Annotated in this window: 13 protein-coding genes; 6 read left to right on the top strand and 7 right to left on the bottom strand. The window is 70.7% G+C overall.

The genetic code is table 11. From position 1 onward, the window contains the following. Positions 1-43: 43 nt before the first annotated feature. Positions 44-334 (bottom strand): transposase, encoded by a 291-nt coding sequence (locus K344_RS24365; RefSeq protein ID WP_051362366.1) that lies wholly within the window; start codon positions 332-334, stop codon positions 44-46. Positions 335-529: 195 nt separating this feature from the next. On the opposite strand from K344_RS24365, the gene K344_RS23205 reads away from it, so the two are divergent. Continuing rightward, on the top strand, positions 530-3253 hold the full coding sequence (locus tag K344_RS23205) for a tetratricopeptide repeat protein (protein WP_051362365.1): 2724 nt from the start codon (positions 530-532) through the stop codon (positions 3251-3253). Between the two features lie 4 nt (positions 3254-3257). Here K344_RS23205 and K344_RS0117590 read toward each other — a convergent pair whose 3' ends face one another. From K344_RS0117590 to K344_RS22375, 3 genes are read right to left on the bottom strand one after another with little or no spacing between them, the layout of a single operon-like run. Continuing rightward, positions 3258-3854 carry a DUF938 domain-containing protein gene (locus K344_RS0117590; RefSeq protein ID WP_028081770.1) on the bottom strand — a complete coding sequence of 199 codons (597 nt, stop codon included), beginning with the start codon at positions 3852-3854 and terminating at the stop codon, positions 3258-3260. 38 nt (positions 3855-3892) lie between these two features. Beyond that, positions 3893-4663, bottom strand: coding sequence for an alpha/beta fold hydrolase (locus K344_RS0117585; RefSeq protein WP_028081769.1), 771 nt, complete (start codon positions 4661-4663; stop codon positions 3893-3895). Further along, the gene (locus K344_RS22375; RefSeq protein WP_043114845.1) at positions 4660-5697 is read right to left on the bottom strand and encodes a M14 family zinc carboxypeptidase; all 1038 of its coding nucleotides are present in this window, start codon (positions 5695-5697) and stop codon (positions 4660-4662) included. Before K344_RS22375 ends, K344_RS0117585 begins: the two co-directional genes overlap by 4 nt. Before the next feature lie 162 nt (positions 5698-5859). Between K344_RS22375 and K344_RS24875 the strand changes: the two genes are divergently transcribed. Further along, positions 5860-5991: a hypothetical protein gene (locus tag K344_RS24875; RefSeq protein ID WP_281169467.1), complete on the top strand. Its 132-nt coding sequence runs from the start codon at positions 5860-5862 to the stop codon at positions 5989-5991. Positions 5992-6035: 44 nt separating this feature from the next. On the opposite strand, the gene K344_RS0117570 is transcribed toward K344_RS24875, so the two are convergent. Continuing rightward, positions 6036-6947, bottom strand: coding sequence for a 5'-nucleotidase (locus K344_RS0117570; RefSeq protein ID WP_028081768.1), 912 nt, complete (start codon positions 6945-6947; stop codon positions 6036-6038). Between the two features lie 225 nt (positions 6948-7172). Here K344_RS0117570 and K344_RS0117565 point away from each other — a divergent pair, with 225 nt between their 5' ends. Next, positions 7173-8270 carry a BPSS1187 family protein gene (locus K344_RS0117565; protein ID WP_157623077.1) on the top strand — a complete coding sequence of 366 codons (1098 nt, stop codon included), beginning with the start codon at positions 7173-7175 and terminating at the stop codon, positions 8268-8270. A 3-nt stretch (positions 8271-8273) separates the two neighbouring features. Here the strand turns inward: K344_RS0117565 and K344_RS0117560 are convergent, their stop codons facing one another. Then, positions 8274-9176 (bottom strand): alpha/beta fold hydrolase, encoded by a 903-nt coding sequence (locus K344_RS0117560; RefSeq protein ID WP_043114844.1) that lies wholly within the window; start codon positions 9174-9176, stop codon positions 8274-8276. Positions 9177-9406: 230 nt separating this feature from the next. Here K344_RS0117560 and K344_RS22370 point away from each other — a divergent pair, with 230 nt between their 5' ends. Then, on the top strand, positions 9407-14062 hold the full coding sequence (locus K344_RS22370) for a DEAD/DEAH box helicase (RefSeq protein ID WP_084197576.1): 4656 nt from the start codon (positions 9407-9409) through the stop codon (positions 14060-14062). Between the two features lie 36 nt (positions 14063-14098). On the opposite strand, the gene gcvA is transcribed toward K344_RS22370, so the two are convergent. After that, positions 14099-14995 carry a transcriptional regulator GcvA gene (gcvA, locus tag K344_RS0117550; RefSeq protein ID WP_043114843.1) on the bottom strand — a complete coding sequence of 299 codons (897 nt, stop codon included), beginning with the start codon at positions 14993-14995 and terminating at the stop codon, positions 14099-14101. Between the two features lie 131 nt (positions 14996-15126). Between gcvA and K344_RS22365 the strand changes: the two genes are divergently transcribed. Together K344_RS22365 and rarD are read left to right on the top strand one after the other, a co-directional pair. Further along, a complete protein-coding gene (locus K344_RS22365) occupies positions 15127-15876 on the top strand; it encodes a glutathione S-transferase family protein (RefSeq protein ID WP_051362364.1) in 750 nt (249 codons plus the stop codon). Further along, entirely contained in the window at positions 15873-16790 is a 918-nt protein-coding gene (rarD, locus tag K344_RS0117540) for an EamA family transporter RarD (protein ID WP_028081764.1), read from the top strand. Before K344_RS22365 ends, rarD begins: the two co-directional genes overlap by 4 nt. Positions 16791-16799 lie beyond the last annotated feature (9 nt).

Below are 16799 nucleotides of genomic sequence, written 5' to 3'. Positions count from 1 at the left end.
GTGCCCCACACCGGCGCGCGGTCCCGAGGTTTCGGATCGGTTCTCAGGCGGCGATGCGCGCCGGATAACGGGCCGGGCCGTAGCCCGGCAGGCGCATGTCCGGATTGCCGTAGACGCGGGCGTCGATCAGCGCGCGCAGGGCGCGGACCTCGTGCTCGAGCGCGGCGAGGCGCTGTTCGGCGGCCGACTCGGTGCCGTACTTGGCGCGCCAGTAGTAGTAGGCCTGCCGCGAGATCCGGTGCCTGGCGCAGAGGCTGACCACGGATGGCGCCTCGCCGCTGTCATACTCGCGGAGGATGGCCAGAATCTGCGCTTTGGAGTGACGACATTTCATCTGCGTGCCTCGTCGAAAACAGGAGTGGTCGGGCGGCATCCTGCGCAGCGGGCCGGCGGGCGTCCTTAGGACGCACTGAGGCTTTCCTGAGGTTTTCGTGAGGCAGAAAATTTTTTTGCGGCGACCAGGATGTGCGGCGTGCGCGGCCTCGCCCCGGCGCGCCGCGCCGCGTCCGCCCGCCGCGGGGAGTCCTGAATGAACGCACCGATTCCGGAACCGAATCTGCAGCCGGCGCGCTGGCGTTTCGGCGTGGTGGAGCTGGACGAGTTCCGGCTCGAGATCCTGCTGGCCGGCGCAAGCGTCCCGGTCGAATCGAAGTCGCTCGAATTGCTGCGCGTCTTCGTGCGCCATCCGGGCGAGGTGCTGACCAAGGACGAGCTGCTCGACGCCGTGTGGCCCGGCCGCGTGCTCAGCGAGTCGGTGCTGGCCCGCTCCGTCTCGCTGCTGCGCCGCGCGATCGGCGACGGCGAGCAGCGCGTCATCCGCACCGTGCACGGCTACGGCTACCGCTTCGACGCCGCCGTCGAGCGCCTGACGCCGCTGAAGACGCAATCGCCGGCGACCCTGCACCTGCGCGCCGGCGAGGTGCCACCGCTGCGCCCGAACTGGACGCTGGTCGAACGCCTCGGCGAAGGCCGCAACGAAACCTGGCTGATCGAGCAGGCCAAGACGCGCGAGCGCCGCGTCCTCAAGTTCGCCGGCGACGGTGCCGGGCTCTCGACGCTCAAGCGCGAGATCACCCTGCAGCGCCTGCTCACCGAGAGTCTCGGCGAGCGCGCCGCCGTGGTGCCGGTGCTCGACTGGAATCTGCAGGAGGCGCCCTACTTCATCGAGACCGAATGGTGCCCGGCCGGCAGCCTCGAACGCTGGCTCGGCGAGCATCCGCACGTGCCGCTGCAGACGCGCATCGAGCTGGTCGCGCAGGCCGCCGAGGCGCTGGCCGCCGCGCACGGCGTCGGCGTGCTGCACAAGGACGTCAAGCCGGCGAACCTGCTGATCGTCGGCGACGCCGCCGGCCGGCCGGGGGTGCGGCTCGCCGATTTCGGCAGCGGCATGCTGATCGACGACACGCGCCTGCAGGCGCTGTCGATCACCCGCCTCGGCCTGACGCGCGAGATCGGCGACGGTGATTCCTCCGGCTCGCTCATGTATCTCGCGCCGGAGGTGATCGCCGGCCAGCCGGCGACGCTGAAGAGCGATGTTTACGCGCTCGGCGTGCTGCTGTATCAGCTGATCGTCGGCGATCTGCGCCGGCCGCTGGCGCCGGGCTGGGAGCGCGATGTCGACGAGCCGCTGCTGCGCGAGGACATCGCCGCCGCCGCGCAGCTCGATCCGGCGCGCCGCCTCGCCGACGCCGCGCAGCTCGCGCAGCGCCTGCGCGCGCTCGACGGTCGTCGCCTGCAGCTGGAGCACGAACGCGTCGAGCAGGCGCGCGCCGACGCGGCGCGCCGGCAGATCGAACGCTGGCGCGCGCAGCGCGGCTGGATCGCCGTCGCGTTCGCGGCCCTGGCCGTCGGCCTCGCCGTCAGCACCTGGCTATACGTCGACGCACGGCGCGCGCGCGACCAGGCGCAGCGCGCCGAGCTGGCGGCCGGCGCCGTCAACCAGTTCCTGCTCGACGACGTGCTGGCGGCGACCGATCCCGAACTGAGCGGCCGGCCCGACATCACGGTGAAGGAACTGCTGCAGGTCGCCGCCGGCAAGCTCGGCGACCGTCTGCAGGGACAGCCGCTCATCGAGGCGTCGATCCGCCGTTCACTCGGCAACGCGCTGTTCGGCTTCGGCCAGTGGACCGCCGCCGAGGCGCAGTTCCGCCGCGGCCTGCAGTTGCTTGGCGATGCGGCCGCCGAGCAGCCCGGCCTCGCCGCCGATCTGCATCTGCAGATCAGCCGCTGCCTGCTCGACACCGAGGCTTTCGGCGAATCGCGCCGGGAGGCCGAACAGGCGCGCGTGCTGGCCGACGGCGCCGGCCTGCGCGCCCTGTCGCTGGCCGCGCAGGTGGAAGTGGCGCGCCTGAGTCACATGGACAACCGTCCCGGCGATGCGCTCGCGGCGATCGAGGCGCTGACGCCGCAGATCGAACGCGAGCTGGCCGCCAACGATCCGATCCAGGCGCGCCTGCGCCGCTATCACGCCGACCTGCTCTGCGACACCAGCCGCATGGATGAATGCCTGGCCGCCAACCGCGAGGCGGTCGCCGTCAATCTGCGCCTGCATCCGCCGCTGCATCCGGAAGTCTTCATGTCGCGGCGCTCGATGGCCGGCGCGCTGATCCAGGCCGGCCGCATCGGCGAAGCGCACGACCTGCTCGCACCGCTGCTGGCCGACGCGACGCGCGCGCTCGGCGCCGACCATCGCCTGACGATGAACATCGAACAGGCGCTCGGCACCACGCTGCACTACGGCAAGGACTACGCCGGCGCCATGCGGGTCTTCGAGGGTGTCTACGCGCGGCAGCGCCGGGTGCTCGGCGAGCTGCACACCGACACGCTAGTCACGCGCAGCGGCATGGCCTACCTCTACAGCGACATGGGCGAGCCGCGCAAGGCGATCGCCATCTATCGCGAGGTGCTCGCCGCGCAGACCGCGAAGTTCGGCGAGCGCGACAGCCAGGTGCTGGTGGCCATGCACAACATCGGCCGCATGCTGCAGGATCTCGGCGAATGGCAGGACGCCGCCGACATGCAGCGGCGCGCGCTGCGGGTCATGGAGCAGATCTACGGCCGCCAGGACCACTGGCTGCACGCGACCGTGCTGTCGGCGCTGGCGCACAGCCTCGACAAGCTCGGCGAGGACGAGGAAGCCGCGCAGCTGTTCGGCGCGGCGATCGCCGAGCTGGAGCGCGTGCCGCAGGCCAACCCGCGCTATCTGCAGCGCGCCCGCCAATGGCAGACGGACATGAAGCCGGGCCGCGCCTGATCGCTCAGCCGCGCCGCCAGACGCGGCAGCGGTTGTGGGCCGGCATCGCCAGGTCGGCGGCGAGCGCGAGGCCGTGCCGGGCGGCGAGCGCGTCGACCGCCTCGGCGTCGCGGATACCCATGTGCGCGCCGCGCGCCTTCAGCCAGCCGTCGAAATCGGCGTTGCCCGGGCTCGTGTAAGTGCCGCCCTGGTTGAAAGGTCCGTAGACGACGAGCGTCGCGTCGTCGGCATCGAGCACGCGCGCGAGGCCGGCGAACAGTGCCTCGATGTCCGTCCAGCTCATGATGTGCAGGGTATTGGCGCTGAAGGCGGCGTCGTAGCGGGCGTCCGGCCAGGTGTCGGCGCCGACGTCGAGCGCCAGCGGCGCGAGCACGTTCGGCAGCGCGGCCTCGTCGAGCCAGGCGCGGATGCCCGCGTGGTGTTCGCGGCGGTCCGAGGTCTGCCATTGCAGCCACGGCAGCGCGGCGCCGAAGTACACCGCGTGCTGGCCGGTGCCGCTGCCGATCTCGAGCACGCGGCGCCGATCGGCGAAATGCTCGCGCAGCACGGCGAGGATCGGCTCGCGATTGCGCTCGCAGGAGGGAGCATGCGGTTTGTCCATCGCCGCAGCTTCGCGGCGCGGCGCCGGCGGCGCAAGTCTCAGACGGCGTGCGTCCAGCCGCGCACCTGCGCGATCACCCAGTCGGCGTCGTCGAGCGGCAGATCGTGCCCGGCGTCCGGATGCGCGGCGATCGCGCATTGCCAGCGCCGCGCCAGGCGCTGCGAGCAGCGCGGATCGACGAGGCGATCGCCGAGCCCGACCAGCACCAGCGTCGGCGGCGCCGGCGCGCGACGCGGCGCGCGAAAACGCAAGGCCGCCAGCAGCTGGCGCAGCGCGTTGCCGCGCGATACCGGCCGCGCGAGGCGCCAGGCGATCCAGTCGTCGAGCACCACGCTGCGCTCGGCGGCGCGACTGCTGGTCAGGCGCAGGATGGCCGCTTCGCCATGGCGCGCGTCGGGATTGAGCAGCAGGCGCACGACGGTCGGATAGGCCTGCGGGCGCAGGCGCTGCCAGAACGGGCTCAGCGGCCGCAGGCTGGTGTTGACCAGCACCATCGCGGCGATCTCCTGCGGATGCGCGTCGGCCCAGGCCGTCGCCACCATGCCGCCGAGCGACATCGCCAACAGGCGATACGGCGGCGCGATGCCGCGGCGCCCGAGTTCGGCGCGCGCGTAGGCGACCATGCCGGCGATCGTCGTCGGACTGTCTTGGTGATTCAGCTCGCCGTTGCCCGGCAGGTCGAGGGCGAGGACGTCCGCGCCGCCGAGGCCGGCCGCGAAGCGCTGCGCAAACTCGCCCCAGTGCCGGCGGTCGCGGATCAGGCCGCGCAGCAGGACCCAGGTCGCGGATTTTTGCGGCGGTTCGCTCATGCCGGCACTTTCGCATACCAGCGCGCCATCGCGTCCGCGCGGTGCTGCTCGCGCGCCGGACCGCGCGGCAGCCAGCGCGCATGGCCGATCGCCGCGCGCACGAAGAAATCGAGCAGCGCATGGTGGCGGCGCATGACGCGCTGCTGGCGATGCGCGATCAGCGGATTGAAGATGCCGTAGCGCGTGAAGATCTGCCGCGGATTCTTCTTGACCCACAGCCAGGAGCCCATCTCCAGGGTCAGCGGCAGGAAGGTCGACGCCGGCGTGTCGAGCGCGCGCCGATAGAGGTAATCCCAGAGATCGCCGTGCGTCAGGTATTGCAGGCTCTGCGGCTCGAACACGTAGCGATGATGCGCATGGCTGTTGGCGAAGATCTGGCTCAGCGCATGCATTTCGGCGAGATGCGGAATCGGCGCGCGCGTGTGCGCGTACGGAAACCACAGGCGATCGTCGACGCCGAATCCGGAATGGCAGTCGATGGCGATGCTCAAGGGCCGGCCGAGCAATTCCTGCTCGACGAGCGCGCACAGCGCCGCACTCTCGCTCTCCATCGGTGCGCCGCTGGCGCCGCGGTACCAGGGCAGGCCGGCGCTGAGGCGCTGGCCGCCGACCATGAACGGCACCGACTCGACGGCGTCGATCGGCGCGTTGCGCATCAGATCCACGCCGCGCGGATTGGCGCGCGTGCCGAGCCACAGGCCGCCCGGATTGACGAGCGGCATGAAGACCAGGCGCACGTGCTCGAGCTGCTGGTGCAGCGAGGCGTCCCAGGACAGGCGCGACACCAGGCTGCGCAGGTAGGCGATGACCACTTCCGCGCCGATGCGTTCGAGCCCGTGCACGCCGCCGAAGAAACCGACCGCCGGCGCTTCCGGCGACGGATTGCCGAGCGTCAGCGCATGCACCGGAAACACGCGGTCGCGCACGCGCACCTCGCACAGCACACGCGCCTCGAGCGGCGCCGGCGTGGTGTCGATCAGGCGCTGCAGTTCGGCCAGTTCGGCCGGAGGCGCGGAGGTGAGAAGTGCGGTCATGGCAGTGCGCCAGTGTCGCGCCGCAACATGTCATCCCTTTGACATGCCGCCGTCACAGGAGCGCCTGTCATGCAAGCTCCATCGGGCCGTCACAAAGTCTTGCTACGGTGGCTCCAGACTTCGCAACCCCGGCATTCAGGCAAGGCCGGTCTGGAGCTTCCGATGGCCCGCATCGTCCGCAAAGTAATGACCTCGGCTCCCGTCACCCTCGGCGGCGCCGTCGTGCTCGGCACGCTCGAATTCGTCGCCCTGCAGCGCTCGCGGGCGATGGCGAAGCTGCAGCCGCGCGGCTAGGCGTCCGCCCGGGCGCCGCGTTGCCGCGCACCGGGCACGGCGAGCTAGGCGCGGCGGATATTCACCACGCCCGCCGACACATGCCCGGTGGGGCCGGCGACGACCGCCGACTCGCAGTGCGTGAGCTGGTCGTCGAAGAAGAAATCCGGTTCGAACTCCTTCAGGAACGGCCCCTTCTGCAGGCCGCCGAGGAACATCGCCTCGTCGACTTCGATGCCCCAGTGCATCAGCGTGCGGATCGCGCGCTCGTGGGCCGGCGCGCTGCGCGCGGTGACCAGCGCGGTGCGCAGCTTGACCGGCACTTTCGAACCGGCGGCGCGCTGCAGGCGGTGCAGCGCTTCGAGCAGCGGCTTGAACGGCCCCGGCGGCAGCGGCAGCGCGGCGTTGGTCGTCTCGTGATTCTGGAAGGCGTCGAGGCCGCTGGCCTGGAACACGCGCTCGGCCTCGTCGGAGAACAGCACGGCGTCGCCGTCGAAGGCGATGCGCAGTTCGTTCGGATGACGCGCGGCGTCGATCAGTGATTTCGAGAACACGCGCGCGGCCGGGAAGTTCGAGTCCAGCGCGCCGTGCACGTCGTCCGGATTCGCCGACAGGAACAGGTGCGCGCCGAGCGGCTTGAGATAGCGGTACGGCGGCGCGCCCTTGGTGAAGACGCCGCGTTCCAGCTTCAGGCCCTCCGCCTTCGCCGAATTGAACACGCGCAGGCCGGAGGCCGGGTCGTTGCGCGAGAGGATCACGACCTCGACGCGATGCTCGCCGTCGTCGTTGAAGGCGAGCAGCTTCTTCACCAGCGGAAACGCGACGCCGGGCCTGGCCGGCTGGTCGATGCGCTCCAGCTGGAATTGCTCGTAGGCGTCGTCACCCTGTTCGTCGAACACGCGGTTCTCCGCTTCGAAATCGAACAGCGCGCGCGAGGACAGCGCGACGACCAGCTTGTTGTCGAGAGTGACGCCCATGACGGCTCCAGCTACGCATGCGGTTGCACGTATTGTGCGCGCATGCCGGCTCAATTGATGCGCCCGCCATCCGGGCATGCGGCTACACTGCGCGGCCGCCGGCGTCGGCGGTGCTGAAGGCACGGCACCGATCGTGCATGACGATCCGGCATCGGTCCGGACCGCCACCAGCGCCGCCCTGCGGGGCGGCGGCAGCGATGCGGACACGAGCAACGAATGGTCATCATGAGCAAGGCAAGGGAATGCGGCATCGTGGCGGCAGCGCTGGCCTGCGGGCTGCTGGCGGCCTGCGGGACGAGCGACCCGGCAGCGGCCGGCCATTCCGCGGCGACGGCGGCGACGGCGGTGGAATCGCTGTACGTGAGTCCCGCCGACACCGGCGACGGCATCCGCAACGTGCTCGGCGAGAAGCGCCAGCACTACGTCGTGCAGCCGGCCGGCGGCGAGCGGCGCAATGTGCTGGTGATCTTTCTCGGCGGCACCAACAGCAAGCCTTCGGACTACACGACGCTCGCCGACTACGTCGGCGGCCTCGGCTTCGCGGTCGTCGACCTGCGCTATCCGGACGGACGCCTGATCGGCGCGCTGTGCAATGCCAGCGATGCCTGCTACGCGAAGCTGCGCGGTGAAACGATCTTCGGCGCCGACACCGCCTACGTCGCCGGCGCGCCGCTCTACGACTTTGCCCTGATCCGCGTCGACGCCGCCAACTCCATCATCGGCCGCACGGTCGCGCTGGTCGACTACCTCGCCAATGCCGGCGGCAGCTGGGATCAGGATTTCTGGGACCAGTTCCTGATCGCCGATCCGTCTTCGCCGTACACCGCGCGACATCTAGGCCCGGCCTATCCGGACTGGTCGAAGATCATCGTCGCCGGCCACTCGCAGGGCGGCGGCGATGCCGCGTTCATCGGCATGCACCTGCCGGACAGCGCGGCGCTGCGGCGTGTCGTCATGCTGTCGGCGCCGAACGACAACGTCGACGGCCTGATCAGCGCCAGCTGGATCTCGCAGCCGTCGTCGACGCCGCTCACGCGCTTCTGGGGCTTGCGCGCCGGCGCCGAAGGCCTGTTCGGCGGCTTCATCGCGCGCAACTGGGCGCAGCTCGGCGGCGCCAATGCCGGCGGCGTCGGCGGCCGCGACGAGGCGGAGCGCAACATCGGCGACGGCAGCGGCGACCCGCAGGGTGCGCATCGCCTCGTGCTCGACAGCAGCGGCGGCCCCTTGCAGCAGCACAACAGCACGGCGACCAACGATCCGCGCGACCGCTTTCCGGTGAACCGCGACCTGGCCTGGCAGTACCTCTTTACCGCGCCCGAATAAGCATCAGGCGCGCCCGGCGTTCGCGGCGATCAGCTCGGCCCAGCGCGGCATCAGCGGCAGCGCGACGTCGTGGCCCATGCCGTCGATCAGCTCGAGCCGCGCGCCGCGGATCAGCTGCGCGCTGCGCCGGCCGCAGGCCGGCCGCAGCAGCGGATCGGCGAGACCGTGAATGACCTGCGTCGGCGCCCGGATCTGCGACAGCAGCGGCTCGATGCTGCCGGTGGCGAGGATCGCCTGCGTCTGGCGGAAGCTGCCTTCCGGACGGAACGCGCGGTCATAGGCGCGCCCGGCGAGCGCCCGGCGATATTCCGCCGGCGTCGGGAATTTCGGGCTGCCGACGCGGTTCAGCATGGCCGTCGAGCGGCGGATCACTGCCTCGCGCGATCTCGCGCGCGGCACGCTGGCCATGCGCCACAGCACGTCGAGACGCGCGGCCGGCAGCTTCGGATGATTGGTGCTCGACATGATCGAGGTCAGCGAGCGCACGCGCTGCGGGTGCCGGCCGGCGACGATCTGCGAAATCATGCCGCCCATCGACGCGCCGACGATGTGCGTGCGGCGGATGCCGAGCGTGTCGAGCAGGCCGATGATGTCGTCGGCGTTGTCGTAGAGCGTGTAGTTCGACGGCGTCGAGCGGCCGAAGCGGGCATCGAGCCAGGCTTTCGGCAGGTTCACCTTGACGCCGCGATCACCGGCGCCGGACAGGCCGGCATCGCGATTGTCGAAGCGGATCACGCGGAAGCCGTGCTCGACCAGCGCTGCGCACAGCGCATCCGGCCAGTGGATCAGCTGGCCGCCGAGACCCATCACGAGCAGGAGCGGATCGCCGTGCGCCGGCCCCGTCTCTTCCCAGTGCAGTTGCAGGCCGTTGACGCAGGCGCTGCCGGCGGTCCAGCACAGTTTCATTGCAGTCGCGTGTCCTTTTGGTGACGAATCGGTGAATGTTGCGGGACCTTAGCAAACGACGGGCCTCGTTCGTCACCTCGCCCGGGCGTCGCGCGATGAACGGTGCCTCCATCGCGCCGACGCGCGGCGGCAGCGGCACCGCGCGGCCCGGTCGCCCGACATGTCCTTGATTTGCCGCGACGCGGAGCCGGGCGCCGACACCCGCTTGGCGAAGGTCGTAAGCTAGGACGATGCAGCAGCCGCTTGCCCTCGCCGCACCCGCGACCGCCCAGGACGGGCCGCTCGCGGGCCTGTTCCATCCCGCCGTCGCCGGCTGGTTCGCGGCCGCCTTCGGCGAGCCGACGGCGGTGCAGCGCGCCGCCTGGCAGCTCACGTCCCGGCATCGCGACGCCCTGATCACCGCGCCCACCGGCTCCGGCAAGACGCTCGCCGCGTTCCTCGCGGCGATCAACGATCTGGTCGTCGAGGGCATCGAGCAGGGCCTGCCCGACGAGACGCAGGTGCTGTACATCTCGCCGCTCAAGGCGCTGTCGAACGACGTACAGAAGAATCTCGAAGCGCCGCTGGCCGGCATCGCGCAGCGCGCCCGCGAACTCGGGCTGCGCGAGCTGTCGATCCGCACCGCGGTGCGCACCGGCGATACCTCGAGCGTCGAACGCGAGCGCATGAAGAAGGTGCCGCCGCACATTCTCGTGACGACGCCGGAATCGCTGTTCATCCTGCTCACTTCCGACGCCGGCCGCGCCATGCTCGGCAAGGTGCGCACCGTCATCGTCGACGAACTGCACGCGGTGGCCGGCAGCAAGCGTGGCGCGCATCTGGCGCTGACGCTCGAACGCCTCGCCGCGCTGTGCGGCGGGGCGCCGGTGCGCATCGGCCTGTCGGCGACGCAAAAGCCGATCGCCCTGATGGCGGAACTGTTGTGCGGCGCTGATGCCGCGCGCTGCACGATCGTCGACACCGGCCACAAACGTCGGCGCGACATCGCGCTCGAAGTGCCGCTGTCGCCGCTGACGGCGGTGATGGCGACCGAGGTCTGGGGCGAGATCTACGATCGCCTCGCGGCGCTCGTGCACGAACACCGCACGACGCTGATCTTCGTCAACCAGCGCCGCCTCGCCGAACGCATTGCCCACCACCTCGCCGAGCGCATCGGCGAGGAGCACGTCACCGCGCATCACGGCAGTCTCGCGCGCGAACACCGCCTGAAAGCCGAGCAGCGCCTGAAGTCGGGCGAGCTAAAAGCATTGGTCGCGACCTCGTCGCTCGAACTCGGCATCGACATCGGCGACATCGATCTGGTCTGCCAGATCGGCTCGCCGCGCGGCGTCAACGCCTTCCTGCAACGCGTCGGTCGTGCCGGCCATGCCGTGCGCGCGACGCCGAAAGGCCGGCTGTTCCCGGTCTCGCTCGACGATCTCGCCGAATGCGTCGCCCTGCTCGACTGTGTCAAGCGCGGCGAGCTCGACCGCGCGACGATCTTGCCGGCGCCGCTCGACGTGCTCGCGCAGCAGATCGTCGCCGAAGTCGCCTGCCAGGACTGGTCGCTCGACGAGTTGCACGCGCTCTACACGCGTGCGCGGCCGTATCGCGAACTCAAGCTCGAACGCTTCGAGGAAATCGTGCAGATGCTCGCCGACGGCTACGCGACGCGGCGTGGCCGACGCGGTGCGCTGCTGCACTACGACCAGGTCAACCGCCGCCTGCGCGGCCGCCGCGGCGCCAAGCTGACGACGGTGACGAACGCCGGCACGATTCCCGACCAGTTCGACTACGAAGTCGTGCTGGCCCCGGAGGACCTGCGCATCGGCACCTTGAACGAGGATTTCGCGTTCGAGTCGCTGCCCGGCGATATCGTGCAGCTCGGCAACACCTCGTATCGCGTGCTCAAGGTCGAAACCGGGCGCGTCATCGTCGAGAGCGCCAAGGGCCAGCCGCCGAGCATGCCGTTCTGGCTCGGCGAGGGCCTGGGTCGTACTGACGAGCTGTCGGTCGCGGTCTCGAAACTGCGCGCGAAGGCCGATGCGATCATCGACGAAAACAGCGATGCTGCGGTCGACGCACTGGTCCATTGGCTCGTCGACGAACTGGAGGTCCGCGGTGGCGCGGCCGTGCAGCTCGCGAATTACCTGGCAGCGGCGAAGACCGCGCTCGGCCTGTTGCCGACCCGCGAGAAGATCATCTTCGAACGCTTCTTCGACGAAGTCGGCGACACGCACCTCGTCATTCATGCACCGCTCGGCTCGCGCATCATGCGCGCCTGGGGTCTGGCGCTGCGCAAGCGTTTCTGCCGCCAGTTCAACTTCGAGCTGCAGGCCGCCGCGCTCGACGATTCTCTGGTGCTGTCGCTGGGCCCGACGCACAGCTTTCCGCTGGAAGACGTCACGCATTACCTGCATTCGAACAGCGCGCACGACGTGCTCGTGCAGGCGGTGCTGCAGGCGCCGATGTTCGGTACGCGCTGGCGCTGGGCGGCGTCGATCGCGCTGGCTGTCGCGCGCAACCGCAACGGCAAACGCGTGCCGCCGCAGTTTCAGCGCGCCGATGCCGAAGACCTGCTGACGCATGCGTTTCCCGATGCGCTCGCCTGCCAGGACAACCTGCCCGGCGATCGCGAGGTCCCCGATCATCCGCTCGTGCAGCAGGCGCTCGACGACTGCCTGCACGAGCTGATGGACGAGGACGGTTTCATCGCCCTGCTGCGTCGTCTCGAATCGGGCGCCGTGCAGGTGATCTGCCGCGATCTGACCGCGCCGTCACCGCTGTCGGAATCGATCCTCAACGCCAGGCCCTACGCCTTCCTCGACGACGCAGCCGCCGAGGAACGCCGCACGCTGGCGGTGAAAAGCCGCAGCAGCCTCGAACCACAAAGCGCCGTCGATCTCGGCCGCCTCGATCCGGAAGCGATCGCCCGCGTGCGCACGGAAATGTGGCCGGACCCGGCGAGCGAGGACGAAGTCCACGACGCGCTCGTCGTGCACGGCTTCCTCACCGCCGCCGAAGCGCGGCCGTGGACAGACATGCTGATGAGCCTGATGGCGGCGCGCCGCGTCGCGCGTGTCGCCGCGCCGAATTCCTCTCCCTCGCCCCCGCTTGCGGGGGAGAGGGTTGGGGTGAGGGGGCGGCTGCCATCAGCGCAGGACGGCGCCGAATCGACTGCCCCCCTCGCTGCGGGGGTAGAGGGAGAAATCGAGCTGTGGGTCGCCGCCGAACGCCTGCGCGAACTGCTCGCCGTGCTGCCCGATGCCGGCGTCGCCGGCGATGCGCCGCGTCTCGGCGCGGCGGTCGAGCGCGGAATCGCGCTGCGCGAGCTGATGCGCAGCCGCCTCGAAGGGCTCGGTCCGGTCACCGCGGCGGAACTCGCCGCGCCGCTCGGCGTCGACGTCTCCGAGGTCGACGTGGCTTTGCTCGCGCTCGAACAGCAAGGTTACGTGATGCGCGGCGGGTTCTCCTCTCCGCTCCCCCTTGGGGGGGAGCTTTTGGGGGGGACAGACACATGTGCGCCAGCACCATTCCAGACGGAACGTCTGGAATGGTGCGAGCGCCGTCGTCTCGCGCGCATCCACCGCTACACGCGCGACCGCAAGCGCGCCGAATACGCGCCGGTGCCGCCGGCGGCGCTGATGCGCTTCCTCTTGCACTGGCAGGGTCTCGCCGGCGGCGAGCAGCGCGAAGGCCCGGTCGCGCTCGAAGCGGTGCTCGCGCAGCTCGAAGGCTTTCCCGTCGCCGCCAGCGCCTGGGAAAGCGAAATCCTGCCGGCGCGTATGCGCTGGTACGAGCCGCACTGGCTCGACCAGCTCTGCGCGACCGGCCGCGTCATCTGGCAACGCCTGCCGAACAGCAACGGCCGCCCTCTGCCCGCCACGGGCATCCGCCCGGGGTCCTCCCCTCCCCCGCAAGAAGGAGGAGGGGAGGTCGCGTCGCGATGCGACGAACATGTCCGTCCGCGCAAGAGTGCGCCGGTGCGCGCCACGCCGGTGGTGCTCCTGCGCCGCGAACACGCCGCGTACTGGCAGTCACCGCCGGACAGCGATCCGGACCTGTCCGGTGCGGCGCGCGACGTGCTGGAGGCCTTGCGCACGCACGGCGCCTCGTTCTTCGTCGATCTGGTCAGCGATACGCGGCGCCTGCGCAGCGAAGTCGAGGCCGCGCTCGGCGAACTGGTCAGCCACGGCCTCGTCACCGCCGACGGCTTCGCCGGCCTGCGCGCGCTGATCGCGCCGGCCGAGATCAAGGCGCGGCGCCTGCGTCGCGGCGGTGTGCGCGCGGCGTTCGAGAATCTCGAAGGCGCCGGCCGCTGGAGCCTGGTGCGCGCGCGGCGCCGCGACGAGGAAGCCGACAGCGGGGAGACCGCCAGCCAGACCGAGTACATCGCCCGCGTGCTGCTCAGGCGCTACGGCGTCGTGTTCCGAAGGCTCGTCGAACGCGAGCCGCAACTGCCGCCGTGGCGCGAGCTGTTCTACGTGCTGCGCCGCCTCGAAGCGCGCGGCGAGATTCGCGGCGGCCGCTTCGTCAGCGGTTTCGCCGGCGAGCAGTTCGCCCTGCCGGAAGCGGCGGCGAACCTGATGCGCCAGCGCGAGGACCGCGACGGCGCCCTGGTCGCCGTCTCCGGCTGCGATCCGCTCAACCTCACCGGCCTCATCGTGCCGGGCGAACGCGTGCCGGCGCTGCCCGGCAACCGCGTGCTGCTCCGTGGCGGCGTGCCGGTCGCCGCCAGCATCGGCGGCAAACCGAAGTTTCTCGTCGACGCCGATGCGGAGACACAGTGGGACTGGCGCAACAAGCTGCTGCGCCGCGGCGGCGGCGGCGCGGCGGCCGACGCCGAGCCCGAGGCCGGCGCGGACGGCGACGACACGCCGGTCGCGCCGGAGCAGAACGCTCGCTGATCGCGGCCGGCAAGCGGCGCGTCTTCTGCGACGAGCTCAGGCCCTGAGCGCCGACGCGCCGCGCCCCACCTGCTCGACCAGCCACTCGCGCAGCGAGTCGATGGCGTCGATCTGCGGATGATCGGTGCGCCACACGAAGAAATACGAGGACGGGTCGGGCGCGAAGATATCGAACAGGCGGACGAGGCGGCCGCTCTGCAGATCGCCTTCGGCGAACACGCGGCGCGCCAGCGCCACGCCGAGGCCGTGGGCGGCGGCGTCGAGCAGCACGGCGGAATCGGTGAACACCGGGCCGCGCTTCGGCTCGCGGATGTCGGCCCCGGCCGCGTGCAGCCAGGGCTCCCACGGCACCCACGGATTGCGCAGCAGCGTGCAGCCGGCGAGCTCGTCCAGCGTCTTCGGCAGGGCGCCGCCGCGGTAGTGCGGCGCGCAGACCGGCAGCAGTTCGTCGCCCATCAGGCGGACTTGCTGCACGTCGGGCCAGCCGCCGGTGCCGTAGCGGATCGCCGCGTCGGCTTCGCCGGCCATCAGGTCGGCGAGGCCGGCGCGCACGTCGATGCACAGATCGATGTCCGGGTACTGCTCGACGAAGCTGGCCATGCGCGGCACCAGCCAGCGGCTCGCCAGTGACGACAGCACGCTGAGCGTGAGGCTGACGTGCTCGTTCTGGCCGGCGCGGGCGAAGCCGCGTTCGAGCAGGCCGAGCGCCTGGCGGACCTTGATGACGAGGATGCGGCCGTGGTCGGTCGGCACCATGCGGTTGCGGTCGCGCACGAACAGGCGCAGGCCGAGGCGTTCTTCGAGCATGGCGATGTGATGGCTGATCGCGCCATGGGTCAGCGCCAGTTCCTTCGCGGCGCGCGTGTACGACTGGTGGCGCACGGCGGCTTCGAAGGCTTGCAGGGTTGCGAGCGGCGGCAGACGGGTCGGCATGGCGGCAGGAGTGTATGCCGCACGCGGCAGCGCTGTGAATTCGGCTCACAGCGGCGGGCAAAACCTTTCGATTCCCTGGTCGCGGCGGCGCGCTCACACTGCGCGGCGTCGAAAAGCCGGACGAGATCGTCATGCCGCACTACCGCCTCTACTACGCACCCGGCGCCTGTTCGCTTGCCGCCCACATCGCGCTCGAGGAAATCCAGCTCGCCGGGCTCGGCGATTACGCGACGACGCGCCTGCTGCTGGCGGCCGGCGACCAGCGCAAGCCGGAATTCCTCGCCGTCAATGCGCGCGGCCACGTGCCGGTGCTGAGCTTCCGCGTCGACGGCGAGGCGCAGACGCTGACCGAGAATCTGGCGATCCTGCGCCTGCTCGCCGGGCGGCATCCGCAGGCGAAGCTGCTGCCGGCCGACGCCGTCGGCGCGGCGCGCGCCTGGGAATGGCTGTCGTGGCTCGCCACCGACGTGCACGCCCACGCCTTCATGCAGGTCTTCTATCCGGCTCGCTACGCGGCCGAGGCGGCGGCGCAGGCCGCGGTCGAAGCCAGCGGCCGCGCGCTGCTGAGGCACTGCTGGCAGGACCTCGAAGCGCGCCTGCCGCGACAGGTGCTGGACGCCGGTGCCGGTGCGCAGGGCTACGCGCTCGGCGCCTTCAGCCTCGTCGACGCCTGCCTGATCGTCTTCTTCCGCTGGGCGCGGCGCTACGGCTTCGCGCCGCAGGAACACTATCCGCGCTGGACGGCGCTGACGCAGCGCACGCTGGCGCGGCCGTCCGTGCAGCGCGTGTTCGCCGACGAGCACATCACGCTCGACGATCCGCTGCCGGCACGGTCGAAGCCGGCCGTGTCCATGAGCTCGTTCGGGGAGAACGCCGCATGAGTGCCACCGTCAACGAGGCGGAATCGCGGCGCGGCTTTTCCGCCGCCTTCGGCGCCTTCCTCACCTGGGGCATGCTGCCGCTGTTCATCGGTCTGCTGAAGGCGGCCGGCGCCGTGGAGATCATGGCGCACCGCGTGGTCTGGGCCTGCCTGTTCGTGTTCGGCTGGCTGGCACTGCGCGGCCAGCTCGGCAAGGTGCGCGCAGTGCTGCGCGACCGCGCCATGCTGATCAAGCTCGCCCTCTCGGCGGCGATGATCAGCTGCAACTGGCTGCTCTACGTCTGGGCGATCGGCGCCGGCCACGTCATCGAAACCAGCCTCGGCTACTTCATCAATCCGCTGGTCAGCGTGCTGCTCGGGGTGTTCGTGCTGCGCGAACGCCTGACGCGGGCGCAGTGGCTCGCCGTGATGATCGCCGCGCTCGGCGTGGTCTGGCTGACCTGGCAGGTCGGCCGCCTGCCGTGGATCGCGCTGAGCCTGGCCATGTCGTTCGCGCTCTACGGCCTGGTGCGCAAGATGGCGGTGGTCGACGCGATCGCCGGGCTCGGCGTCGAGACGCTGCTGATCGCGCCGCTGATGCTCGTCTACCTCGGCTGGGAATGGCAGGCCGGCACCCTGCAGTTCCTGCAGCACGGCAGCCTGTTGGCGACGCTGCTCGTCGCCAGCGGCGTCGTCACCGCCGTGCCGCTGGTGCTGTTCGCCTACGGCGTGCGCCGCGTGCCGCTGTCGACGATCGGCCTCATGCAGTACGTGGCGCCGACCCTGCAGCTGCTGTCGGGCGTGTTCGTGTTCCACGAGTCGTTCCCGTCGACGCAGGCCATCGGCTTCGGTCTGATCTGGTCGGCGCTGTTCGTCTATGCCGGAGAAGGCCTGTGGCGCGCGCGCCGCGTGCGGCCCGCGCTGGCAACGGCGTAAGCGCGCCGG

The sequence above is a fragment of the Solimonas soli DSM 21787 genome (assembly GCF_000474945.1).
GTDB classification, from domain to species: domain Bacteria; phylum Pseudomonadota; class Gammaproteobacteria; order Nevskiales; family Nevskiaceae; genus Solimonas; species Solimonas soli.
The sequence above is the reverse complement of the archived record's forward strand: the minus strand, read 5'-3'. Positions and strand labels throughout refer to the sequence as shown.

What these genes read in the sequence shown, in the direction of transcription:
- K344_RS24365 (WP_051362366.1), bottom strand. Translation starts at nt 334, where the DNA reads ATGAAATGTCGTCACTCCAAAGCGCAGATTCTGGCCATCCTCCGCGAG.
- K344_RS24875 (WP_281169467.1), top strand. Translation starts at nt 5,860, where the DNA reads ATGGCCCGCATCGTCCGCAAAGTAATGACCTCGGCTCCCGTCACCCTC.
- K344_RS22370 (WP_084197576.1), top strand. Translation starts at nt 9,407, where the DNA reads ATGCAGCAGCCGCTTGCCCTCGCCGCACCCGCGACCGCCCAGGACGGG.
- K344_RS0117570 (WP_028081768.1), bottom strand. Translation starts at nt 6,947, where the DNA reads ATGGGCGTCACTCTCGACAACAAGCTGGTCGTCGCGCTGTCCTCGCGC.
- K344_RS0117565 (WP_157623077.1), top strand. Translation starts at nt 7,173, where the DNA reads ATGAGCAAGGCAAGGGAATGCGGCATCGTGGCGGCAGCGCTGGCCTGC.
- K344_RS23205 (WP_051362365.1), top strand. Translation starts at nt 530, where the DNA reads ATGAACGCACCGATTCCGGAACCGAATCTGCAGCCGGCGCGCTGGCGT.
- K344_RS0117585 (WP_028081769.1), bottom strand. Translation starts at nt 4,663, where the DNA reads ATGAGCGAACCGCCGCAAAAATCCGCGACCTGGGTCCTGCTGCGCGGC.
- K344_RS22365 (WP_051362364.1), top strand. Translation starts at nt 15,127, where the DNA reads ATGCCGCACTACCGCCTCTACTACGCACCCGGCGCCTGTTCGCTTGCC.
- K344_RS22375 (WP_043114845.1), bottom strand. Translation starts at nt 5,697, where the DNA reads ATGACCGCACTTCTCACCTCCGCGCCTCCGGCCGAACTGGCCGAACTG.
- K344_RS0117560 (WP_043114844.1), bottom strand. Translation starts at nt 9,176, where the DNA reads ATGAAACTGTGCTGGACCGCCGGCAGCGCCTGCGTCAACGGCCTGCAA.
- gcvA (WP_043114843.1), bottom strand. Translation starts at nt 14,995, where the DNA reads ATGCCGACCCGTCTGCCGCCGCTCGCAACCCTGCAAGCCTTCGAAGCC.
- rarD (WP_028081764.1), top strand. Translation starts at nt 15,873, where the DNA reads ATGAGTGCCACCGTCAACGAGGCGGAATCGCGGCGCGGCTTTTCCGCC.
- K344_RS0117590 (WP_028081770.1), bottom strand. Translation starts at nt 3,854, where the DNA reads ATGGACAAACCGCATGCTCCCTCCTGCGAGCGCAATCGCGAGCCGATC.